The organism is Mycobacterium sp. E3247 (assembly GCF_001667785.1).
GTDB lineage: Bacteria > Actinomycetota > Actinomycetes > Mycobacteriales > Mycobacteriaceae > Mycobacterium.
Genome location: NZ_LZJG01000229.1, coordinates 1 through 21,437 on the forward strand (window position 1 = coordinate 1; position 21,437 = coordinate 21,437).

Annotated in this window: 21 protein-coding genes and 1 pseudogene; 12 read left to right on the forward strand and 10 right to left on the reverse strand. The window is 70.3% G+C overall.

The features are described 5' to 3' along the window. Window positions 1-33: 33 nt before the first annotated feature. Window positions 34-369: pseudogene (locus A9X04_RS12270) on the forward strand (MmpS family transport accessory protein); the annotation flags it as partial. Continuing rightward, entirely contained in the window at window positions 369-779 is a 411-nt protein-coding gene (locus A9X04_RS31450) for a DUF2561 family protein (RefSeq protein ID WP_231985714.1), read from the forward strand. The pseudogene A9X04_RS12270 and the gene A9X04_RS31450, both read left to right, overlap by 1 nt. 455 nt (window positions 780-1,234) lie before the next feature. Here the strand turns inward: A9X04_RS31450 and A9X04_RS12280 are convergent, their stop codons facing one another. Both A9X04_RS12280 and A9X04_RS12285 read right to left on the reverse strand, forming a co-directional pair. Next, window positions 1,235-1,654 carry a cytochrome c oxidase subunit 4 gene (locus tag A9X04_RS12280; RefSeq protein ID WP_067920667.1) on the reverse strand — a complete coding sequence of 140 codons (420 nt, stop codon included), beginning with the start codon at window positions 1,652-1,654 and terminating at the stop codon, window positions 1,235-1,237. Window positions 1,655-1,667: 13 nt separating this feature from the next. Further along, complete coding sequence (locus tag A9X04_RS12285) at window positions 1,668-2,768, reverse strand: cytochrome c oxidase subunit II (RefSeq protein WP_082974967.1); 1,101 nt, start codon at window positions 2,766-2,768, stop codon at window positions 1,668-1,670. Between the two features lie 132 nt (window positions 2,769-2,900). On the opposite strand from A9X04_RS12285, the gene asnB reads away from it, so the two are divergent. Next, complete coding sequence (gene asnB, locus A9X04_RS12290; protein ID WP_067920669.1) at window positions 2,901-4,844, forward strand: asparagine synthase (glutamine-hydrolyzing); 1,944 nt, start codon at window positions 2,901-2,903, stop codon at window positions 4,842-4,844. A gap of 18 nt (window positions 4,845-4,862) precedes the next feature. On the opposite strand, the gene A9X04_RS12295 is transcribed toward asnB, so the two are convergent. Beyond that, window positions 4,863-5,837, reverse strand: a complete 975-nt coding sequence (locus tag A9X04_RS12295; protein WP_067920671.1) for a carbohydrate kinase family protein — start codon at window positions 5,835-5,837, stop codon at window positions 4,863-4,865. Between the two features lie 197 nt (window positions 5,838-6,034). On the opposite strand from A9X04_RS12295, the gene A9X04_RS12300 reads away from it, so the two are divergent. Then, window positions 6,035-6,688 carry a hypothetical protein gene (locus tag A9X04_RS12300; RefSeq protein ID WP_067920673.1) on the forward strand — a complete coding sequence of 218 codons (654 nt, stop codon included), beginning with the start codon at window positions 6,035-6,037 and terminating at the stop codon, window positions 6,686-6,688. A gap of 24 nt (window positions 6,689-6,712) precedes the next feature. Here A9X04_RS12300 and A9X04_RS12305 read toward each other — a convergent pair whose 3' ends face one another. Continuing rightward, on the reverse strand, window positions 6,713-7,069 hold the full coding sequence (locus tag A9X04_RS12305) for an iron-sulfur cluster assembly accessory protein (protein WP_067920675.1): 357 nt from the start codon (window positions 7,067-7,069) through the stop codon (window positions 6,713-6,715). A gap of 101 nt (window positions 7,070-7,170) precedes the next feature. After that, window positions 7,171-8,250, reverse strand: a complete 1,080-nt coding sequence (locus tag A9X04_RS12310; RefSeq protein WP_067920700.1) for a glycerate kinase — start codon at window positions 8,248-8,250, stop codon at window positions 7,171-7,173. A 191-nt stretch (window positions 8,251-8,441) separates the two neighbouring features. Here A9X04_RS12310 and A9X04_RS12315 point away from each other — a divergent pair, with 191 nt between their 5' ends. From A9X04_RS12315 to A9X04_RS12330, 4 genes are read left to right on the forward strand one after another with little or no spacing between them, the layout of a single operon-like run. Next, window positions 8,442-9,122 carry a DUF3043 domain-containing protein gene (locus A9X04_RS12315; protein WP_067920677.1) on the forward strand — a complete coding sequence of 227 codons (681 nt, stop codon included), beginning with the start codon at window positions 8,442-8,444 and terminating at the stop codon, window positions 9,120-9,122. A gap of 15 nt (window positions 9,123-9,137) precedes the next feature. After that, complete coding sequence (locus tag A9X04_RS12320; RefSeq protein ID WP_067920679.1) at window positions 9,138-9,686, forward strand: bifunctional adenosylcobinamide kinase/adenosylcobinamide-phosphate guanylyltransferase; 549 nt, start codon at window positions 9,138-9,140, stop codon at window positions 9,684-9,686. Further along, window positions 9,683-10,738: a nicotinate-nucleotide--dimethylbenzimidazole phosphoribosyltransferase gene (cobT, locus tag A9X04_RS12325; RefSeq protein ID WP_156764337.1), complete on the forward strand. Its 1,056-nt coding sequence runs from the start codon at window positions 9,683-9,685 to the stop codon at window positions 10,736-10,738. Before A9X04_RS12320 ends, cobT begins: the two co-directional genes overlap by 4 nt. After that, window positions 10,735-11,493, forward strand: coding sequence for an adenosylcobinamide-GDP ribazoletransferase (locus tag A9X04_RS12330; protein ID WP_067920683.1), 759 nt, complete (start codon window positions 10,735-10,737; stop codon window positions 11,491-11,493). The genes cobT and A9X04_RS12330 overlap by 4 nt, the downstream gene beginning before the upstream one ends. Before the next feature lie 107 nt (window positions 11,494-11,600). On the opposite strand, the gene A9X04_RS12335 is transcribed toward A9X04_RS12330, so the two are convergent. Both A9X04_RS12335 and gcvT read right to left on the reverse strand, forming a co-directional pair. Beyond that, window positions 11,601-12,707, reverse strand: coding sequence for a branched-chain amino acid aminotransferase (locus tag A9X04_RS12335; protein WP_067920702.1), 1,107 nt, complete (start codon window positions 12,705-12,707; stop codon window positions 11,601-11,603). A 53-nt stretch (window positions 12,708-12,760) separates the two neighbouring features. Then, complete coding sequence (gene gcvT, locus A9X04_RS12340; protein WP_067920685.1) at window positions 12,761-13,870, reverse strand: glycine cleavage system aminomethyltransferase GcvT; 1,110 nt, start codon at window positions 13,868-13,870, stop codon at window positions 12,761-12,763. 41 nt (window positions 13,871-13,911) lie between these two features. Here gcvT and A9X04_RS12345 point away from each other — a divergent pair, with 41 nt between their 5' ends. Together A9X04_RS12345 and A9X04_RS12350 are read left to right on the forward strand one after the other, a co-directional pair. After that, the gene (locus A9X04_RS12345; RefSeq protein ID WP_067920687.1) at window positions 13,912-15,036 is read left to right on the forward strand and encodes an adenylate/guanylate cyclase domain-containing protein; all 1,125 of its coding nucleotides are present in this window, start codon (window positions 13,912-13,914) and stop codon (window positions 15,034-15,036) included. Between the two features lie 11 nt (window positions 15,037-15,047). Next, on the forward strand, window positions 15,048-16,595 hold the full coding sequence (locus tag A9X04_RS12350) for a leucyl aminopeptidase (RefSeq protein ID WP_067920689.1): 1,548 nt from the start codon (window positions 15,048-15,050) through the stop codon (window positions 16,593-16,595). A 7-nt stretch (window positions 16,596-16,602) separates the two neighbouring features. Here the strand turns inward: A9X04_RS12350 and A9X04_RS12355 are convergent, their stop codons facing one another. Together A9X04_RS12355 and A9X04_RS12360 are read right to left on the reverse strand one after the other, a co-directional pair. Beyond that, window positions 16,603-18,204: an NAD(P)/FAD-dependent oxidoreductase gene (locus A9X04_RS12355; protein WP_067920691.1), complete on the reverse strand. Its 1,602-nt coding sequence runs from the start codon at window positions 18,202-18,204 to the stop codon at window positions 16,603-16,605. Then, complete coding sequence (locus A9X04_RS12360; protein ID WP_067920705.1) at window positions 18,201-18,650, reverse strand: SRPBCC domain-containing protein; 450 nt, start codon at window positions 18,648-18,650, stop codon at window positions 18,201-18,203. The genes A9X04_RS12355 and A9X04_RS12360 overlap by 4 nt, the downstream gene beginning before the upstream one ends. A gap of 138 nt (window positions 18,651-18,788) precedes the next feature. Here A9X04_RS12360 and A9X04_RS12365 point away from each other — a divergent pair, with 138 nt between their 5' ends. Then, the gene (locus A9X04_RS12365; RefSeq protein WP_067920693.1) at window positions 18,789-19,133 is read left to right on the forward strand and encodes an aminopeptidase; all 345 of its coding nucleotides are present in this window, start codon (window positions 18,789-18,791) and stop codon (window positions 19,131-19,133) included. Window positions 19,134-19,140: 7 nt separating this feature from the next. On the opposite strand, the gene A9X04_RS12370 is transcribed toward A9X04_RS12365, so the two are convergent. Beyond that, the gene (locus A9X04_RS12370; protein WP_067920695.1) at window positions 19,141-20,916 is read right to left on the reverse strand and encodes an SDR family oxidoreductase; all 1,776 of its coding nucleotides are present in this window, start codon (window positions 20,914-20,916) and stop codon (window positions 19,141-19,143) included. Window positions 20,917-21,111: 195 nt separating this feature from the next. On the opposite strand from A9X04_RS12370, the gene A9X04_RS12375 reads away from it, so the two are divergent. After that, the coding region (locus tag A9X04_RS12375; RefSeq protein WP_304442393.1) for a biotin/lipoyl-containing protein at window positions 21,112-21,437 on the forward strand (326 nt) is incomplete at its 3' end.

Here is a 21,437-nt window from a genome sequence, read left to right on the forward strand (position 1 = left end):
GCCTTGTGAAAGCCCCGCCCCAGGTCCGACAGCGCGACGGCCCCGGCCACCTCGACCGCGGCGGCGCCACCGCCACCGCCGCCGACCACCCCGGCGGGGCCGCGGCAAGTGACCTATTCGGTGACCGGCACCAAGGCGCCCGGTGACATCATCTCGGTGACCTACGTCGACGCGTCGGGGCGGCGGCGCACGCAGCACAACGTGTACATCCCGTGGTCGATGACCGTCACGCCCATCTCCCAGTCCGACGTGGGCTCCGTCGAGGCGTCCAGCCTTTTCCGGGTCAGCCGGCTCAACTGCTCGATCACGACGAGCGACGGAACCGTCCTGTCGTCGAACACCAACGACGCACCGCAGACGAGCTGCTGATGGTCAGCAGGTATTCGGCGTATCGCCGTGGGTTGGGCGACGACACCGTTTCGCCCGACGTCGTCGACCGCATATTGATCGGCGCCTGCGCCGTCGTCTGGCTGGTGTTGCTGGGCGTGAGCGTGGCCGCGGCCGTCGCGCTGTCGGACCTGGGGCGGGGCTTTCACAAGGCGGCCGGCGGCGGTGGCGGTTTGGTGGTCGTGATCTCGTCCTGCATCGGCGGGGTCGACGGGACGGTGGTGGTGGTGTTCGGGTTGGCCAGCTTGGTGGTGTCGGTGCGCGCGAACAACAGCGACACCGAGACGACGAGCGCGATGGCGGCCACGATGGCGGCGATCCCGACCACCCACGGCCAGCGCGGTGCGGCGTGCTCGTCGTCGGTGTCGTCCGACTCGTCGAAGGCGTCGTAGTCGTAGAGCCGGAGATCGGCCGGCAAGTACGGGCCGCTCATGAAGTGCTCCGACTCCGGGGCCGAATAGGCCCGCGAGTAGGCGTCGGTCTGGCCGGTCTGCTCGGCCGCCGGCTCGGCGCCGTCGTCGAAGGGCTCGAGTTCGTCGTCGGGACCGGGTTCGCCCGCGGATTCCGGGCCGTCCGCGGGCTCGCCGTCGGAATCGGGTTGGTGGGGAGCCTCGTTCACGGAATCGGGTTCCTCAGGTTCCCATTCCGGTGGTTTCGGCCCGCTCATCTTTGCCTGCCCTGTCCGACTGCCTCACCAGCGCGCGGGGCCCGACGGCCGTAGCGTTGCGCGCGCGCTTGAGAAATTGTCATTGCCTGGGCAAAACATTACCGAACCGAGAGTGGCAAAGAAGTCCTGGCGAAGCGGCCACAGATCACGTGATCGGATTGTGACCTTATCGCGTGCGGATCAGTGCTTCTCGGGTCCCACGTAGTACTCGAATACCAGTCCTGCGACCGACGCGAGGACGAACATCACCCCCGCGGCGATCAGCCACGGCAGCCACAGCGCGATGCCGACCGCACTCACCGAGGCCGACAGCGCGATCAGGATCGGCCACCAGCTGTGCGGGCTGAAGAAGCCCAATTCACCTGCTCCGTCGCTGATCTCGGCGCCCTCGTAGTCCTCGGGCCGGGTGTCGATGCGGCGCGCGACGAATCGGAAGAAGGTGGCCACGATCAACGCCAGTCCGCCAGTCAGCGCCAGCGCGGTTGTGCCCGCCCATTCCTCACCGCCGGTGGCGAAAAGGGCTGTCAGCACCCCGTAAAGCACCGCAACCACAATGAAAAACCCGGCGACGAATTCGAAAAGCCTGGCTTCAATATGCATTTGGTGTCCTAACCTACTGCTGACTTCCGGCCAACTGGCCGCGGCGGGTGTCGAACGGGTGGGTGGACACCGCGAGCGGTGCCTGACCGATGGCCTGCAATGCCTGGGCGTTGCTCTTTCCGTCGATCCGCTGCTGCAGGTAAGCCTTGAAGTCGTTGGGCGGCACCACCCTAACCTCGAAATTCATCATCGAGTGATAGGTGCCACAGAACTCGGCGCAATGGCCCACGAAGGCCCCTGGCTTGCTGATGTCGTCCACCTGGAAGACGTTGATCGAGTTGTTCGCCTCGGCGTTGGGGATCACGTCGCGCTTGAACAGGAACTCCGGCACCCAGAACGTGTGGATGACATCCGCGGACGCCAGCCGGAACTGGATGCGCTTGCCGGTCGGCAGCACCAGCACGGGGATCTCGTCGCTGGTTCCCAGGGTCTCGACCTTGTCGAAGTTCAGGTAGGTGCGGTCGGAGGTGTTGAGCCCGCGGATCGGTCCGACGAGCTCCTCGCCGTGGGCGTCCTTGCCTTCGGGCTTGGAGACCATCGCGTTCTTGCGCGCCTGGTCGGCGCCGTCGTAGGTCAGCGTGCCGTCCTTGAAGTCGACGCGCTGATAGCCGAACTTCCAGTTCCACTGGAAGGCGGTGACGTCCACCACCACCTCGGGGTCCTTGTCGACGTGCAGCATTTTCTCCTGGACCACCACGGTGAAGTAGAACAACACCGAGATGATCAGGAACGGCGTCACCGTCAGGACCAGTTCCAGCGGCATGTTGTAGCCGAACTGGCGGGGCAGCTCGGTGTCGGTGGCCTTCTTGCGGTGGAAGGCGGATGCCCAGAAGATCAAACCCCACACGATGACGCCGACGACCAGCGAGGCGATGGTGGCGCCGAGCCACAGCTCACGGTTGAGGTGGGCCTGCGGGGTGATGCCCTTGGGCCAGCCCAGGCCCAGCACGTCCTCCCAGCTGCATCCGCTCAGGGTCAGCGCCAACACGCCGAATGTCGCGGCCAGCGCCAGCGGCCGCAGGCGACGGGGCAGACCATGCCGAACGCCCCCGGAACGGCCCCAAAACCTGCCCTGCGACAAACGTTGCGAACGGACCTGCTCGCGAGGTGTCACGTCGGCGCCTCCTGCTCGGATATCGAATACTACGCAGCGTAGACCACGCCGCTGACCGCGGCGACGAAACCCCGGCCCGTCCCGGGTGTGCGGCACCACAATCGGCGGCCGGGTGCGGCATACTGGGGCGCCGTGTGTGGTCTGCTGGCGTTCCTCGCTGCCCCCGACAGTGCGGACGCCGCCCGGGCCGACGCCGCGATCGCGCGCGCGTCGCATCTGATGCGCCACCGCGGCCCCGACGAGCCGGGCACATGGACCGACCCGGGCGCCGACGGAAGCGTCGTGTTCGGCTTCAACCGGCTGTCGATCATCGACATCGCGCACTCGCACCAGCCGCTGCGCTGGGGCCCGCCGGAGTCGCCGGATCGCTACGTGCTGGTGTTCAACGGGGAGATCTACAACTACCTCGAGCTACGCGACGAGCTGGCCACCGCGCACGGCGCGGCCTTCGCCACCGACGGTGACGGCGAGGCGATCGTCGCCGGATACCACTACTGGGGCGCCGACGTGCTGACCCGGCTGCGCGGCATGTTCGCCTTCGCCCTGTGGGACACCGCCACTCTCGAATTGTTCTGTGCCCGAGACCCTTTCGGTATCAAGCCGCTCTTCATGGCCACCGGCACCGGCGGCACGGCGGTGGGCAGCGAGAAGAAGTGCCTGCTGGACCTGGCCGAGTTGGTCGGGTTCGACACCGACATCGACGATCGGGCCGTGCAGCACTACACCGTGCTGCAATACGTGCCCGAGCCCGAGACGCTGCACCGCGGGGTGCGCCGGCTGGAATCGGGCTGCTACGCGCGGATTCGGCCCGGCCGGCAGCCGGAGATCACCCGCTACTTCGTGCCGCGCTTCGCGGCCACGCCGATCACCCGCGACAGCGAGCAGGCCCGCTACGACGAGATCACCGCGGTGCTCGAGGATTCGGTGGCCAAGCACATGCGCGCCGACGTCACCGTCGGGGCGTTCCTGTCCGGGGGCATCGACTCCACCGCCATCGCGGCGCTGGCCATCCGGCACAACCCCAAGCTGATCACCTTCACCACCGGGTTCGAGCGGGAGGGCTTCTCCGAGATCGACGTCGCGGTGGCCTCCGCCGAGGCGATCGGCGCCCGCCACGTCGCCAAGGTGGTCCACCCGGACGAGTTCGTGGCCGCCCTGCCCGAAATCGTCTGGTACCTCGACGAGCCGGTGGCCGACCCCGCGCTGGTGCCCCTGTTCTTCGTCGCCCGGGAGGCCCGCAAACACGTCAAGGTGGTGCTGTCCGGGGAGGGCGCGGACGAGTTGTTCGGCGGCTACACGATCTACCGGGAACCGTTGTCGCTCAAGCCCTTCGACTACCTTCCGCGGCCGCTGCGGCGATCGATGGGCAAGGTGTCCAAGCCGCTGCCGGAGGGGATGCGCGGCAAGAGCCTGCTGCACCGCGGCTCGCTGACGCTCGAGGAGCGCTACTACGGCAACGCGCGCAGCTTCTCCGACGCCCAGCTGCGCGACGTGCTGCCCGGCTTCCGGCCCGAATGGACCCACACCGACGTCACCGCCTCGGTGTACGCGCAGTCGGCCGGCTGGGACCCGGTGGCCCGCATGCAGCACATCGACCTGTTCACCTGGCTGCGCGGCGACATCCTGGTCAAGGCGGACAAGATGACGATGGCCAACTCGCTGGAGCTGCGGGTGCCGTTCCTGGATCCGGAGGTCTTCGCCGTCGCCTCGCGACTGCCCGTCGAGGCCAAGATCACCCGCACCACCACCAAGTACGCGCTGCGCCGAGCGCTTGAGCCGATCGTTCCCGCGCACGTGCTGCACCGGCCCAAGCTGGGCTTCCCGGTGCCCATCCGGCACTGGCTGCGTGCGGGCGAGCTCCTGGACTGGGCCTACGGGCTGGTGGCGTCCTCACAGGCCGGTCACCTCGTCGACCTGGCCGCCGTCCGGCGGATGCTCGACGAGCACCGCAACGGCGCCGGCGACCACAGCCGCCGGCTGTGGACGCTGCTCATCTTCATGCTCTGGCACGCGATCTTCGTCGAACGCAGCGTGGTGCCGCAGATCAGCGAGCCGCACTACCCCGTGCAGCTGTAACGGTTCCGCTCGCCAGGTTCAGGCGAGCACCGCGGCGATCTCGTTGGCCGCGTCGTCGCCGTACGCGCCGGCCAACCGGCTCACCGCGGTCTCGCGGTCCCAGTCCCAGTTCTGGGTTCCCGTCGTCTCCAGGACCAGCACGGCGACCAGCGAGCCCAGCTGCGCCGAGCGCTCGAGGCTCAGGCCGGCGCTGCGGCCGGTGAGGAAACCGGCGCGGAACGCGTCGCCGACGCCGGTGGGGTCGGTTTGGCTGGTCTCGGGCACCACACCGACATGGGTGGTCGTGCCGTCGGGCTCGACGATGTCCACGCCCTTGGGTCCCAGCGTGGTCACCCGCAGACCGACCTTGCCCTGCACGTCGGCCTCCGACCAGCCGGTCTTGTTGAGCAGCAGCTCCCACTCGTAGTCGTTGGTGAACAGGTAGGCCGCGCCGGCGACGAGCTTCTCGATCTCGTCACCGGACAGGCGGGGCAGCTGCTGGGAGGGGTCGGCGGCGAAGGGCAGGCCCAGCTTGCGGCACTCCTCGGTGTGCACCACCATCGCCTCCGGGTCGTTGGCCCCGACGATGACCAACTCCGGCTCGCCGATGGCGGCGACCACGTCGGCGAGCTTGATGTCGCGGGCCTCCGACATGGCACCCGGGTAGAACGAGGCGATCTGGGCCATGTCGAGGTCGGTGGTGCAGGTGAACCGCGCGGTGTGCGCGGTCTTGGAGATCAGCACGTTGTCGCAGTTGACGCCGTGCGACTGTAGCCACTGCCGGTAGTCGTCGAAGTCGTCGCCGGCCGCGCCCACCAGCGCCACGTCGCCGCCCAGCACGCCGATGGCGTAGGCGATGTTGCCGGCCACGCCGCCGCGGTGAATCACCAGGTCGTCGACCAGAAAACTGAGCGATACCTTCTGCAAGTGCTCAGCCAGCAGGTGCTCGGAAAACTTGCCGGGGAACCGCATCAAATTGTCGGTCGCAATCGAACCTGTCACCGCGATCGTCACGAATGTCTCCGCCCTTCGTTAGTAAGGTTATCTAGCTTACGCACGCCTCCGGACCGTCACCGTGTGCACGGTCGGCGCGAGGCGGTGCGCTAGCCTCCCTAGGGAACTCGCTCAAGTCGCCGGTACCGCGGTGCTCGGTCGGGGTCTCCGCACCCGGCCCCGTGTACAAGTCCCGTCTACCACCGTAGGAGACCACGATGGCAGGTCCGCACTCGCCGAACCACACCGTCGGCGGCAGCGGACCCAGCGGACCCGAACGCCCGGCCGAAGCCCGGCCGCTCGAATTCCCCGACGACCCCCACGCCGGCGACGCGGCACCCGCCAATTATGCCGGGCAGGCGCCGCCGATGCCCTACCCGCAGCGACGCTCCAAGCGGCGGCTGGTCGTCGGCGTGCTGTTGGCCGCCGCGCTGGTGGCGGCCCTGACCGTGGCGATCGTCTACGGCGTGCGCACCAACGGGGCCAACACCGGCGCGACGTTCTCCGAGGGCGCCGCCAAGACGGCCATCCAGGGGTACCTGGACGCCCTCGACCACCGCGACATCGAGGAGATCGAACGCAATGCGCTGTGCGGCATGTACGACGGCGTCCGCGACAAACGGTCCGACCAGGCCCTGGCGAAGCTGAGCAGCGACGCGTTCCGGAAGCAGTTCTCCCAGGTCGAGGTGACCTCGATCGACAAGATCGTCTACCTGTCGCAGTACCAGGCCCAGGCCCTGTTCACCATGCGGGCGGCCCCCGCGGTCGGCGGCCCGCTGCGCGGCGACCTGCAGGGCATCGCCCAGCTGCTCTTTCAGCGGGGCCAGATCATGGTCTGTTCGTACGTGCTGCGCACCGGCGGCTCATACTGAGCGCGCGGGCTTGGGCTTACCCGGTCAGTTGAACGAGTCGCCGCAGGCGCACGAACCGGTGGCGTTGGGGTTGTCGATCGTGAAGCCCTGCTTCTCGATGGTGTCGACGAAATCGATGGACGCGCCTTCCACGTAGGGCGCGCTCATCCGGTCCACCGTCAGCGTCACACCGCCGAAGTCGGCGGTCAGGTCGCCGTCGAGCGTCCGGTCGTCGAAGAAGAGGTTGTAGCGCAGGCCCGCGCAGCCTCCCGGCTGGACCGCGATACGCAGCGCCAGGTCATCCCGCCCCTCCTGGTCGAGCAGGGACTTTGCCTTGGTGGCGGCGGCCTCGGTCAGGATCACGCCGTGCGTCTTGGCGCTCGACTCGTTTTGCACCGTCATTGCTTCTCCTACATGCCTCATCGTTGGGTGGCTTCGTTCTAGGTTCGAGCCCGCTGGTCTCGCGTTAGGCGGCCCGATCCGCCCGGAAAAAGCCCACTGCATCAACGGTACCTTGCAGGACCGCTATTCCCGAGTCGCGCCGCCACCACCGACGCCAATCCCATGAGCTGATTGGCCGCGTCGGCCTGCGCCAGCCGCACCGATCCGGCGTGATCGGCAATGGACAGGGCGGCCATGATGCCCGCCGAGCGCACCGTGGCGTTGTCCAGCCCGACCTGGCCGGCCAGCACGATCACCGGCACTCCCCGCGGCCGGGCCGCGTCCGCGAGAAAACCGACCACCTTGCCGTGCAGCGACTGTTCGTCGAAGCGCCCTTCCCCGGTGACGATGAGCTCCGCGGTGTCCAGATCGTCCTCCAGGCGGGTGTGATGGGCGATGATCGCCGCGCCCGACTCGCACCGGCCGCCGAGCGCCAGCAGCCCGGCGCCGAGCCCACCGGCGGCCGCCGCGCCCGGCTCGGCGCTGACGTCACGCCCGGCCACCGCTTCGAGGATGAGCGCCCACGCCTGCAGTCGGACCTCCAGCGCCGCGACCGTGACCGTGTCCGCGCCCTTCTGCGGCCCGAACACCCTGGCGGCCCCCCAGGGTCCGAGCAGGGGGTATTCGGTGTCGGAGGCGGCGATGAGCTCCACGTTGGCCAGCTGGCGGCGGGCGGAATCCAGGCCGCCGAGCTCGGCGATCATGCCCTGCCCGCCGTCGGTGCACGCGCTGCCGCCGAGCCCGACCACGATCCGCGTCGCGCCGGCCCGCATCGCCTCGGCGATCAGCTGTCCCACTCCCCTGCTGTGGGCCGCCATCGCGGTCTCCGGCGTGGGTGGACCCCCCAGCAGGGCCAGGCCACACGCCTGCGCGCATTCGAGGTAGGCGGTGGTCGTGGCGGGGTCGAACAGCCACTCCGCCTCGACCATGGTGGACAGCGGCCCGGACACCCGCAGGCGACGCGTCTTGCTCCCCAGCCGGCTGGCGAGCACCTCGACGAAGCCGGGACCGCCGTCGGACTGCGGGGCGACGATGAAGCGGTCGCCCGGGCGGCACCGGGTCCACCCGGTCGCGATCGCCGCGGCGGCCTCCACGGCCGTCATGCTGTCGCCATAACAATCCGGAGCCACCAGGACGAGCATGGCGGGCAGCTGCAGACGCCCGGGAGCGAGGCCAAAGCCGGCGTCATCCGACGCCATCGACCCGTCGTCCATCACAGGCAGCCATTCATCACGTGTAAGAGTAGGGCCAAGTGAGCCGCTGACGCAGGTCTAATAGCGAGGCACTCCAAGCCAATTCCGAGACCGGCCATCCGCGAAGTAACCTGGCCTCTGTGAAGCTGATGGGCCGTAAGAAGGGCCAAGACGATCTTGACGACGGCGCGGCCGCACTCGATGCCGCCGGCGACCCCGAGACGACCGCTCGGGGATCGCGCGGCACGAGCCCCAAGGGCCGCCCGACGCCCAAGCGCAACGAAGCGCGTCGCACGCCGCGCAAGGGACCCGTCGCGCCCGCACCGATGACCGCGTCGGAGGCGCGGGCCCGCCGCAAATCGCTGGCCGGCCCCAAGCTGAGCCGCGAGGAGCGCAAGGCCGACCGGACCGCCAACCGCGCCAAGATGGCGAATCGCCGGGAACGCATGATGGCCGGCGACGAGGCCTACCTGCTGCCGCGCGACCAGGGCCCGGTCCGGCGCTACGTGCGCGACGTGGTGGACGCCCGGCGCAACCTGCTGGGCCTGTTCATGCCGGCGACCCTGTTCCTGATGTTCGCCATGTTCACCACCCCGCAGCTGCAGCTGTACGTCTCCCCGGCAATGCTGCTGCTGATGGCCGTGATGCTGGTCGACGGGCTGCTGCTGGGCCGCAAGGTGAGCAGGCGGGTGGACGCGAAGTTCCCGGACAACACCGAAAGCCGTTGGAAGTTGGGCCTTTACGCCGCCAGCAGGGCGTCGCAGATGCGCCGGCTGCGCACGCCGCGGCCCCAGGTCAAGCGCGGCGCCGATGTCGAGTAGGCCCGGCTGAGCGCGGTGCGCACGCTGGTGCTCGGCGGGATCCGGTCGGGCAAATCCCGGTGGGCGGAGGACGCCATCGCCGGGGCGCTGCCGGCCGGACAGCCGGTGTGTTACCTGGCCCCCGGCCCGACCGGGACGGGTGACGCGGCCTGGGCGGACCGGGTCGCCGAGCACCGCGAGCGCCGGCCGGGGCATTGGTCGACGATCGAAACCGACGACATCGCACGCCAATTGCGCGGGTCCCCGGACGTCCCGACGCTCGTCGATGACCTCGGCGCCTGGTTGACCGGCACGCTGGACCGCCACAACGGATGGGACGGCGGGCCGGTGCCGGCCGCGGTCCGCGACACGATCGAATCCACGCTCGCCGCCGTCGGCGACTTTCATTCCACGTTGGTGCTGGTCAGCCCGGAGGTCGGCCTGGCCGTCGTCCCGGCCACCGCGTCCGGGCGCCGGTTCGCCGACGAACTGGGCGCCCTCAACCAGCGGCTCGCCGAGCTCTGCGACCGGGTGGTCCTGGTGGTGGCCGGGCAGGCGGTGCCGATCAAGCCGTCGGGAGCCTGATGGAATTCGCCCCGGTATCGCCGCCCGATGCGGGCGTCGCCGCTGCCGCCCGCGCCCGCCAGGACACCCTGACCAAGCCGAGGGGCGCGCTGGGCCGCCTCGAGGACCTCTCGGTGTGGATCGCGTCGTGCCAAGGTCATTGTCCGCCAAGGCAATTCGAGCGCGCCCGGGTGGTGGTGTTCGCCGGTGACCACGGCGTCGCCCGGTCCGGGGTATCGGCCTACCCGCCGGAAGTGACCACCCAGATGGTCGCCAACTTCGAGGCCGGCGGGGCGGCGATCAACGTGCTGGCCGACCTCGCCGGGGCGACGGTGCGCGTCGCGGACCTGGCGGTGGCGGGCGACGCGCCGGCGCGGCGGATCGATGCGCACAAGGTGCGCCGCGGCAGCGGCGACATCGCGGTCGAAGACGCCCTCACCCACGACGAGACCGTCGCAGCGATCGCCGCGGGCCGCGCCATCGCCGACGAGGAGGTCGACTCGGGCGCCGACCTGCTCATCGCCGGGGACATGGGGATCGGAAACACCACCCCGGCGGCGGTGCTGGTGGCGGCGCTGACGAACACCGAGCCGGTCGCGGTGGTGGGCTTCGGCACCGGGATCGACGACGCCGGATGGGCGCGCAAGACGGCCGCGGTGCGCGACGCCCTGTTCCGGACGCGGCCGGTGCTGCCCGACCCGGTGGCGTTGCTGCGCCGCGGCGGCGGCGCCGACCTGGCCGCGATCGCCGGCTTCTGCGCACAGGCCGCGGTGCGGCGCACCCCGCTGCTGCTCGACGGGATGGCGGTGACGGCCGCCGCGTTGGTCGCCGAGCGGCTGGCTCCCGGCGCGCGGCTGTGGTGGCAGGCCGGTCATCGCTCCACCGAGCCGGGTCATGCCCTGGCGCTGGCCGAGCTCGGCCTGGAGCCGATCCTGGATCTGCGGATGCGGCTGGGTGAGGGAAGCGGCGCCGCGCTGGCGCTGCCGGTACTGCGCGCCGCGGTGGCCACATGCGCGTCGATGGCCACGTTCGCGCAGGCGGGGGTCTCCGAGCGGGCCGCTCCCCCGTCGTGATGCGTTCGCTGGCAACGGCTTTCGCGTTCGGCACGGTGCTGCCCGTCCCGCAGTCGCACGACGCCCCGATGGGCCGCGGCGCCATGACGGCGCTGCCGGTGGTGGGCGCGGTCTTGGGCGCTGTGGCCGCGGCCGTGACGTGGGGCGGGGCCTGGGCCTTCGGGGCGTCCAGCCCGCTGTCCGGCCTGGTCGCGGTCGCGGCACTGCTGCTGGCGACGCGCGGCCTGCACATCGACGGCGTGGCCGACACGACCGACGGGCTGGGCTGTTACGGGCCGCCCGAGCGGGCGCTGGCGGTGATGCGGGACGGGTCGACCGGCCCGTTCGGTGCGGCGGCCGTCGTCTTGGTGATCGCGCTGCAGGGCCTGGCGTTCGCGGCGCTCGGGGCGGCGGGCAGGCCGGGAATCGTCGGCGTCGCCGTGGTGGTGTTCGCCGGCCGGGTCGCCGCGGTGGCGGCCGGCCGCCGTTCGGTGCCGGCGGCCGCCGGCAGCGCCCTGGGGGTGCGGGTGGCCGGCAGCCAGCCGGTGATCGTGGTGGCGGCCTGGGTCGCGGTGCTGCTCGCCGTCTCGCCGGCGGGGGGACCGCGGCCGTGGCAGGGCCCGGTCGCGGTGCTGGCGGGCCTGTGCTGCGGCGCGGTGCTGGTGTGGCACTGCGTGCGCCGCTTCGGCGGCATCACCGGTGACGTGCTGGGCGCCGTCATCGAGCTGACGACGACGGTGGCGGCCGTGACGCTCGCCGGACTGGTGCGGTTCTAGGGCGAGCGCCCGGCTGGCCGGGCGCGGTTAGCCAACCCGCGAGTGTGAACTTATCTTCACGCTCGCGGCCGAACGTGAAACCAACTTCACGTTCGGCCCACCGGCCCCTAGCCCAGCCTGGCCATCCAGCCATGGGTGTCGGCGAAGGTCCCCCGCTGGATTCCGGTCAGCGTGTCGCGCAGCGCCATCGTCACCTCGCCGGGCTGGCCGTCGGCGACGGTGAACTCGGTGTCGCCGTACTTCACGTTCGAGACCGGGGTGATCACGGCGGCGGTGCCGCAGGCGAACACCTCGGTGATCTCACCGGCGGCCGCCTTCTTCTGCCACTCGTCGATGTCGATCTTGCGTTCCTCGACCGAGAATCCGGCGTCAATCGCCAACTGCAGCAACGAATCCCGGGTGATCCCCGGCAACAGCGAGCCGGACAGCTCCGGGGTGACCAACCGCGCCGACCCGCCGCTGCCGAACACGAAGAAGATGTTCATGCCGCCCATCTCCTCGACGAAGCGCCGTTCGACGGCGTCCAGCCACACCACCTGGTCGCACCCGTGCGCGGCGGCCTCGGCCTGCGCCAGCAGGGAGGCGGCGTAGTTGCCGCCGAACTTGGCCGCGCCGGTGCCGCCGGGGCTGGCCCGCACGTAGTCCGTCGACACCCACACCGTGACGGGGTTGATCCCGCCCTTGAAGTACGCCCCGGCCGGGGACGCGATCAGCAGGTACCGGTACCGCTTCGACGGCCGCACGCCCAGCCCGGGCTCGGTGGCGATCATGAACGGGCGCAGATACAACGCCTCCTCGCCGCCGGCGGCGGGAACCCAGGCCTTGTCGACGGCGACGAGCTGACACAGCGAGCCCATGAACAGTTCGTCGGGCAGCTCGGGCATCGCGAGCCGGCGCGCCGACGACCTCAGCCGGGCGGCGTTGGCCTCGGCGCGGAACGACACGACCGAGCCGTCCGCCCAGCGGTAGGCCTTGAGCCCTTCGAAGATCTCCTGCGCGTAGTGCAGCACGATCGCCGACGGGTCCAGCTCGATCGGGCCGTACGGCATGACGCGCGCGTTGTGCCAGCCCCGCTCGTCGTCGTAATCGATCGACACCATGTGGTCGGTGAAGTACTTGCCGAAACCGGGCTCGGCCAGGATGGCTTCGCGGTCCGCGTCGGACGTGGGGTTGGCCGAGCGCGAAACCGTGAACTCGAGGGAGCCGCTGGTCATGGGGCTGATTGTATATCCGCCTGCGACCGGGCTTTTCACCTGAACCTGCGGCATCACCGGGTTTTCGCTTCGACGAAGGGCGGCCGCACCACTTCGCATTCGGCGGCGCGCCCGCGGATGTCGACGGTGAGGTGCTGGCCGTCGTCGATCCCGGCGTCGGCGTCGATCAGCGCCAGCCCGATGCCGACTTGCAGCGTCGGGGAGAAGGTCCCCGACGTGGTGACCCCGACCGGCGTGTCGCCGGCGAGCACCGTCAGCCCGGGGCGCAGCACACCGCGGCCGACCATCCGCAGCCCGCGCAGCAGCCGCCGCGGCCCCACCGCCTTCTCCGCCAGCAGCGCGTCGCGGCCGAAGAAGGCGTCCTTCTTCCACCCGATCGCCCAGCCGCATCGGGCCTGCAGCGGCGAAATGTCCAGCCCCAGTTCGTGCCCGTGCAGCGGGTAGCCCATCTCGGTGCGCAGCGTGTCGCGGGCGCCCAGGCCGGCGGGCTCGCCGCCGGCGGCGCGGACCGCCGCGGCCAGCGCGTCGAACACCACGCCCGCGGAGTCCCACGGCGGCAGCAGCTCGTAGCCGTGCTCTCCGGTGTATCCGGTCCGGCATACTCGCACCGGCACGCCCGCGTAGGAGGCGTCGGCGTAACCCATGTAATCCATGCCGGTCGGCAGGCCCAGCTCGCCGAGCACCTCCGTCGAGCGCGGCCCCTGCACCGCCAGGACCGCGTAGGAGCGATGTTCGTTGGTGATGGTCAGGCCGGACTCCAAACCGGAGTCAGCGGCCGCCTGCAGCGCCTCGACCACCGCGGCGGTGTTGGCCGCGTTGGGCACCAGGAAGATCTCGTCGTCGCTGACGTAGTAGGCGATCAGGTCGTCGATGACGCCGCCGGATTCGGTGCAGCACAACGTGTATTGCGCCTTGCCCGGACCGATGCGGCTCAAGTCGTTGGTAAGCGTGGAGTTGACGAATGCGGCCGCTCCCGGCCCACGGATCAACGCCTTACCGAGGTGGCTGACGTCGAACAGACCGACCGCGTTGCGGGTGGCGTTGTGCTCGCTGACGGTGCCGGCGTACGACACCGGCATCAGCCAGCCGCTGAACTCGGCGAAGCTGGCCCCCAGGTCGCGGTGGCGCTCTTCCAACGGGCCATGCTGTAGGTCATCGGTCACGACGATTCACCCTAATCGCGGGAGCTGGCACACTTGGGTGGGTGGTCGATTCCCCCGACTTCGAAGCGCTTGAGGCCGCCGGAATCTCTCGCGCGCGGGAGCGGGCCGACCTGATCAAGTACCTGGACGAACTCGGCTTCACCGCCGAGGAGATGGTGGAGGCCGAACGGCGCGGACGGCTGTTCGGGCTCGCCGGTGACGTCCTGCAGTGGTCGGGGCGCCCGATCCACACGATGGCGACCGCGGCCGAACAGCTCGGCCTCTCGCCCGAGGAGGTCGCCCAGGCGTGGGGTTTGCTCGGCCTGACCGTCGCCGGCCCCGACGTTGCGGTGCTGAGCCAGGCCGACGTCGACGCGCTGGCGACCTGGGTCGCCCTGAAGACGGTGGTGGGTGAGGACGGCGCGTCCGGAATGCTGCGGGTGCTCGGCGCCGCGATGGCCCGCCTCGCCGAGGCGGAGTCGACGGCGATCCGGGCCGGGACGCCGGACATCCAGATGGCCTACACCAACGACGAGCTCGCCACGGCGCAGGCCTACCGGGCGGTCGCGGAGTTCGTGCCGAGGATTTCGGCGCTGATCGACGTCGTTCACCGCCACCACCTGACCAGCGCCCGCACCCACTTCGAGGGCGTCCTTCGCGACACCTCGGCGAGCGTGGTGTGCGGCATCGGTTTTGCGGATCTATCCGGCTTCACCGTGCTCACCCGCGCTCTGACCCCCGCGCAGCTTTCGGATTTGCTCAACGAGTTCGCCGGCACCGTGGCGGACGTGGTGCATCGCGACGGCGGCCGGGTGGTGAAGTTCATCGGCGACGAGGTGATGTGGGTAAGCGCGTCACCGGAGCGCCTGGCCAGGGCGGCGGTCGACCTGGTCGACCATCCGCGGGCCCGCGAGGAGGGCCTGCAGGTCCGGGCCGGCCTGGCCTTCGGCAGCGTCCTGGCGATCAACGGGGACTACTTCGGCGGCCCGGTCAACCTGGCGGCGCGTCTGGTCGGGGCCGCGTCCCCGTGCCAGATCCTGGCCGACTCGGCGCTGCACGAGCAATTGCCGGACTGGCCGGCCACGGCCCGTGGCCCCTTTGACCTCAAGGGTTTCGACGACCCCGTGATCGCCTTCGAGCTGCAGGCCGGGGGCGCCGCCGATCCCGGCGCGGGCCCCGCCGATTAGGGTAAAAGGCCGTGACCACCGATTTGAGCTATCAAGGCCCCGCCGTCAACGTCGCCGCGTCGCTGCCCAAACGGGCGGTGGGCTCGTCGGTATTGATCGTGCCGGTCGTCTCGACCGGCGACGAGGACAGGCCGGGCGCGGTGGTGGCCCCGGGTGGGTCGCCGCTGCCGGCCGACGCGGTCGCCGAAATCGAATCCGGCCTGCGGGCCCTGGAGGCCACCGGCGGCAGCGAGCAGGTCCACCGCCTGGTGGTGCCGTCGCTGCCGGTGTCCAGCGTGCTGGCGATCGGACTGGGTAAACCGCGACCCGAGTGGCCCGCCGACACGATCCGTCGGGCCGCCGGTGTGGCGGCGCGGTCGCTGGGCACCGCCGAGGCGGTGCTCCTCACGCTGCCCGGTGACTTCGACGCCGACGTCTGCTCGGCAGCCGTCGAGGGACTCATCCTCGGCAGCTACCGGTTCACCGAGTTCCGCAGCGGCAAGACCGCGCCGAAAGACAAAGGGCTGAGCAAGATCACCGTGCTGTCGGCCGCGAAGGAGGCCAAAGCCGCCAGCGCCCACGGCGCGGCCGTGGCGACCGCGGTGGCCACCGCCCGTGACTTCGTCAACACGCCGCCGAGCCACCTGTTTCCCGCCGAATTCGCCAGGCGCGCAAGGTCACTGGGTGAGTCCGTGGGTCTCGAGGTCGAGGTGCTCGACGAGAAGGCGCTGCAGAAGGCGGGCTATGGCGGCGTGATCGGGGTCGGCCAGGGCTCGTCGAGGCCGCCACGGCTGGTGCGGCTGACCCACCGGGGGTCGAAGCTGGCCAAGAAGCCGAAGCAGGCGAAGCGGGTCGCGTTGGTCGGCAAGGGCATCACGTTCGACACCGGCGGCATCTCGATCAAGCCGGCAGCGTCGATGCACCACATGACCTCGGACATGGGCGGCGCGGCCGCAGTCATCGCCACGGTGGCCCTGGCGGCGCAGCTGCGGTTGCCGATCGACGTGATCGCCACCGTGCCGATGGCCGAGAACATGCCGTCGGGCACGGCGCAGCGTCCGGGCGACGTGTTGACGCAGTACGGCGGGATCACCGTCGAGGTGCAGAACACCGACGCCGAGGGCCGGCTGATCCTCGCCGACGCCATCGTGCGGGCGTGCGAGGACAACCCGGACTACCTGATCGAGACGTCCACGCTGACGGGCGCGCAGACGGTGGCGTTGGGCGCCCGCATCCCCGGGGTGATGGGCAGCGACGAGTTCCGCGACCGCGTCGCGGCGATCTCGCAGCGGGTGGGCGAGAACGGCTGGCCGATGCCGCTGCCCGACGAGCTCAAGGACGACCTGAAGTCGACCGTCGCGGACCTGTCCAACATCAGCGGGCAGCGCTTCGCCGGCATGCTGGTGGCGGGGGTGTTCCTGCGCGAATTCGTCGCCGAGGGCGTGGGCTGGGCGCACATCGACGTGGCCGGCCCGGCGTACAACACCAGCGGCCCGTGGGGCTACACGCCCAAGGGCGGCACCGGTGTGCCGACCCGCACCATGTTCGCGGTGCTCGAAGACATCTGCGAAAAGGGCTAGTGAACGGCTAGCGCCTTCCGGTCAGCAGCGAGAACACGGCGCGCTGCACCTGGCGGCGCGGCCAGCCGGTCGCGCCGTCGGCGGCCAGCGCGGCGTTGGCGGCGTTGCGCCCGCAGGCACCGTGCACCGAACCGCCCGGGGTCGCCGACGCGCTGCCCAGATAGAGCCCCTGCACCGGGGTTTCGGCGCGGCCCATGCCGGGCGCAGGACGGAAGATCAGCATCTGCTGCAATTGCGCGGTGCCGCCGTTGAGCGCACCCATGTGCAGGTTGGCGTCGCTGGCCTCCAGGTCCGACGGCCGTTGCACGAACCGGTCGATGACGGCCGAACCGAAGCCCGGCGCGTGTTCCTCGATGACCCCGTCCACCGCTTCGGCGAGCCGATCGGCCGACGCGTCGTCGGCGACATTGCGCGGCAAATGCGTGTAGGCCCAGACACTTTCGGTACCCTTAGGCGACCTGCTGGGGTCGGCCGTGGTGGTCTGTCCCAACAACATGAACGGATGCTCGGGCACCACCCGGGTGTTGAGGTCGGCCATCCAGCGGACCAGCCCGTCGCCGTCGGCGCCCAAATGAACGGTGCCCACGCCGTGCAGATTCTTCGCCCGCCACGGAACCGGGCGGGCGAGCGCGTAGTTGACCTTCACCACCGGCGGATCCCACACGAAGTGCTCGAGGTCGCGTAACAGCTTGGGCGGCAAGGCATCCGCGGGCAACATGTCGCAGAACAGCCGCGGCGCCGTCACGTCGGCGACGACGGCCCGCCGCGCCGCAACCGTGCGCCCCTCTGCCGTAGTCACCCCCACCGCACGGCCGCCGCGCACCTCGATGCGGGACACGTTCTGATTGCACTCGATTCGCGCGCCCGCGGAGCGGGCGCGGTTGACCAGGGCGGCCGTCAACTGCCCGGAACCCCCGACCGGCACGGGCCAGCCGCAGTCTTGGGCCAGCATCGTCATCAGGAACCCCATGGCGCCGCTGATCGGGGCGTCCGGCGGGACGTCGGCGTGCATCGCGTTGCCCAACAGCATCACTCGCGGCGCCTCCCCGGCGAACAGCTCGCTGGCCATGGTGGTGGCCGGCTGCACCAGCAGCCGCGCCACCCGGAGCGCCTCGGAGGTCCCGAGCTTGGTCAGCAGCCGCATCAGCGGACGCACGGGTGGGAAGGGCGCCAACATCGCGTCGAGCAGCGGCGCCTTGATCCGCTGCCACAACTGGACCGCCCGCCACCAGTTGTCGCCGTCGGCCGGTTCCCGGCGCGCGAATTCCGTTGCCGTGCGGGCGGGGTCGTGGTAGACGACGGGCGGGTCGTCATCGGCCGCGCTGCGCGGATGTCCGACCACCGCGGGCGCGTGTGACCACCGCAGGCCGTGGTCTTCCAGCCCCAGCGCCCCGATCGCGGGTGAGGCCACCGTCATCGGGTAGTAGGAGCTGAACAGGTCGGTGATGTAGCCCGGCGTCAGCTCGGCGCTGCGCACCGCGCCGCCCGGTTCCGGCTGGGCCTCGAGCACCACCACGTCCCACCCGGCGTCGGCGAGCATCGAGGCGGCGACCAGCCCGTGGTGTCCCGCCCCGATGACGACGGCGTCGGCGGTGTCCCGCACGCTCATTTCACCTGGCTGGGCACCTTGCGCTCCGCCAGTGCCCCCAGCCGCCACAGGCACTCCTTGTTGCGCGGATAGGCCGCGGCCAACGCGAGCGAATCGGGGACGGCCCCCATCGGGCCTTCGACAGGCACCTCGATCATCTCCACCCGGCAGCCCTGCGGTGTCTCATGCAGCAGCATGGTGATCCGCGCGGCGCCCAGCGGCCCCAGGCGGGCGCAGAGCACGAGTTTGTGCGGCGGTTCGTTCTCCTCCACCACGGTCGCGTCGTTGATCACCAACGGCCAGATCCCGATCGAGTGCCGGATCGAGGAGCCGGGCTCCGGCCAGTTCGGATCGACCGCCCGCATGCGGCTGTTGCCCACCACCCACTGGGTGTAGGTCCACCCTTGCGCCAGGACTTCCCACACCCGCTCGCAAGGCGCGGCCACGTCCCGCGTCGCACTCAGCACCACGTCGCATCCCCTCTCGGCTATCGCGGCGGAATACCCAGGAATCGGGCGCTGTATCCGGTCAACTTCGCGTTTACCGGCCTCCCGCAGCGGCTAATCTCCCTCCGATCGAAAACCCGTACGAAGAAAGGCGAGATCGTGACGGTGCGACGGTTGATCCTCGGAGTGGGGGCCGTGCTTTTGCTGGCCGGCGTGATCGGGCTGCTGGCGCCGGTCTCGATTTCGGACGGCAACGGCCATTCGATCGGGTGCGGGAACGCCGTGGCCACGGACCTTTCCGCGGCCAGAAGCGCGAACAACAACAGCGTGGCGAACATCCCGATCCTCAACCAAGTCGTCCCGCACACCGATTACGTGGCGCAGTGCCAGTCGTCGGTGGGCAGCCGGCGCATGTGGTCGATCCCGCTGGCCGTCGTCGGGCTGATCGCGATCGGCGGAACGCTGCTGACTGGCCGCCAGGGCGCCGCGCGGACGGGCATCTAAAGGCGCGTCAGATCACCCGCATCCGCGCGAAGTTGCGCAGGCCTTGCGGCGCCAGGCGCGAAAGGCCGTACAGGGCATAGGCTTCCGGCGCCACCGGGCGAATCGGTTTCTTCTTCTGCACCGACGACAGGATCGCGTTGGCGACCTTGTCGGGGCCGTAGCGGCGTAGCGCGAACATCTTGCCCAGCTGGCCGCGCCGGCCGTCGACCTGTTCGCCCTTGCCCGCGGGAGCGTCGAACCGGGTGGTGTTGATGATGTTGGTGTCGATGACGCCCGGGCAGATCGTGGTCAGCCCCACCCCGGCGGCGTCGAGTTCAGCGCGCAGGCAGTCGGAGAACATGTAGGTCGCGGCCTTGGACGTGCAGTAGGCGTTCAGCGACTGCAGCGGCGCGTAGGCCGCCATCGACGACACGTTGACGATGTAGCCGCCGGTGCCCCGCTCGACCAGCCGCCGCGCGAAGGACCGGCACCCGTTGACCACGCCGCCCAGGTTGACGTCGAGCACCCGGTCGAACTGTTCGGCCGGGGTGTCCAGGAATCCGCCCGCCTGCCCGATGCCGGCGTTGTTGACCACGATGTCGGGCACGCCGTGCTCGGCGCTCACCCGCTCGGCGAACGCCTCCACGGCCTGGGCGTCGGACACGTCCAGCACATAAGCATGCGCGACGCCGCCGCGGGTGGCGATCTCCGCGGCGGTGGCCTTGACGGCCGCTTCGTCGATGTCGCTGACAACCAGCTCGGCGCCCTCACGGGCGAACGCGAACGCCGTCTCGCGGCCGATTCCGCTGCCGGCGCCCGTGACCGACACCAGGGTGTCGCCGAAGGCCCCGCGGGGACGCCCGACCTGCGCGCGCAGCAGCGCGCGGCTGGGCGGCTTGCCCTCGGCGAGATCGGCGAAGTCGTGCACGGCCGCGGCCATCACCTGGGGGTGCGACATCGGCGAGAAGTGACCGGCCCTGATGTCGCGCCGCCACAGCCGCGGCACGAAGCGGGGCGTGTGGTCATAGCCGTACGGGCGCACGTACTTGTCTCTGGTGTTGACGATCAACTGCACCGGCACGTCGACGACGTGGATGCCCTGCCCACGGCCGGCGAACGAGCGAAAGTAGTTGGCGGGATAGGTTTTCACCGAACGGGCGGCGTCCCGGGCCAGGCGGGGCGAGTGGTGGATCTGCTCGGCTGCGATGTTGTCCACCGCGTTTCGCCGAAGCGCCGGGATCGACAGCGTCAGGCGCAGGAGCAGCGGCGCGAGCACCGGGATCGAGAAGAAGATCATGTACGTCAGTCGCAGCGCCTGGCTGATGGCGCGGACGAAAGTGCGCGGGCGCCAGGGCGCCCGCAGACCGCTCAAGATGTAGTCGACCAGTTGGTCCTGGCTCGGTCCGGACACCGACGTGAACGTCGCGACCCGGTCCCCGGCGCCGGGCCGCTTGAGGTAGTGCCACACCCCCACCGAGCCCCAGTCGTGGGCGAGCACGTGCACGGGCCGGCCTGGGCTCAGCTCGCCGGTCACCGCGGCGAAGTCGTCGGCGAACCGGTCCATGGTGTACGCCGACACCGGCTTGGGGGCCGAGGATTGACCGACACCGCGATTGTCGTAGCGAAGGATGCGAAACCGGTCGGCCAGCAGCGGCACGACGCCGTCCCACAGCACGTGCGAGTCGGGGAAGCCGTGCACCAGCACGACGGTGGGGCCGTCGGGGTTGCCCTCTTCGAAGACCGCGATTCGCGCGCCGTCGGCGCTGTCGACGAAATGCTGGGCTAGCGGTTGTGTTGCCGGCACCGGTACCTCCCCGCTTCAAGTGCAGTGGCCACACCGTAGCAAGGGCGTTCCGGCCGTCCCGGCAACCGCGCGCGGTCCGCCCTGGATGTGTGCCGGCGCGGACGCAGTGACAGGATAGTTTTGGATAGCTGCTCCGAACGGCTAGCGAGATGTTCGACCCGCCCCCGACCCACGAGCGATCGAGGAGTCAAAACGATGGCCTTCTCCGTCCAGATGCCGGCACTCGGTGAAAGCGTCACCGAGGGGACGGTCACCCGCTGGCTCAAGCAGGAAGGCGACACGGTCGAACTCGACGAACCCCTCGTCGAGGTGTCCACCGACAAGGTCGACACCGAAATCCCCTCGCCCGCGGCCGGTGTGCTGACCAAGATCGTCGCCCAGGAGGACGACACCGTCGAGGTGGGCGGCGAGCTGGCCGTCATCGGCGACGCGGCGGAGAGCGGCCCCGGGGGCGGTTCGGAGGGTGGCGGATCCGAGGCGGCGCCGCAGGCGCCGAGCCAGCCGGAGCCGCAGGCCGAGTC

Excerpts from the sequence above, each read along its gene's own strand:
- A9X04_RS31450 (WP_231985714.1), top strand. The coding sequence starts at position 369 with ATGGTCAGCAGGTATTCGGCGTATCGCCGTGGGTTGGGCGACGACACC.
- A9X04_RS12280 (WP_067920667.1), bottom strand. The coding sequence starts at position 1,654 with ATGCATATTGAAGCCAGGCTTTTCGAATTCGTCGCCGGGTTTTTCATT.
- A9X04_RS12300 (WP_067920673.1), top strand. The coding sequence starts at position 6,035 with ATGGCAGGTCCGCACTCGCCGAACCACACCGTCGGCGGCAGCGGACCC.
- A9X04_RS12305 (WP_067920675.1), bottom strand. The coding sequence starts at position 7,069 with ATGACGGTGCAAAACGAGTCGAGCGCCAAGACGCACGGCGTGATCCTG.
- A9X04_RS12310 (WP_067920700.1), bottom strand. The coding sequence starts at position 8,250 with ATGCTCGTCCTGGTGGCTCCGGATTGTTATGGCGACAGCATGACGGCC.
- A9X04_RS12335 (WP_067920702.1), bottom strand. The coding sequence starts at position 12,707 with ATGACCAGCGGCTCCCTCGAGTTCACGGTTTCGCGCTCGGCCAACCCC.
- A9X04_RS12355 (WP_067920691.1), bottom strand. The coding sequence starts at position 18,204 with ATGAGCGTGCGGGACACCGCCGACGCCGTCGTCATCGGGGCGGGACAC.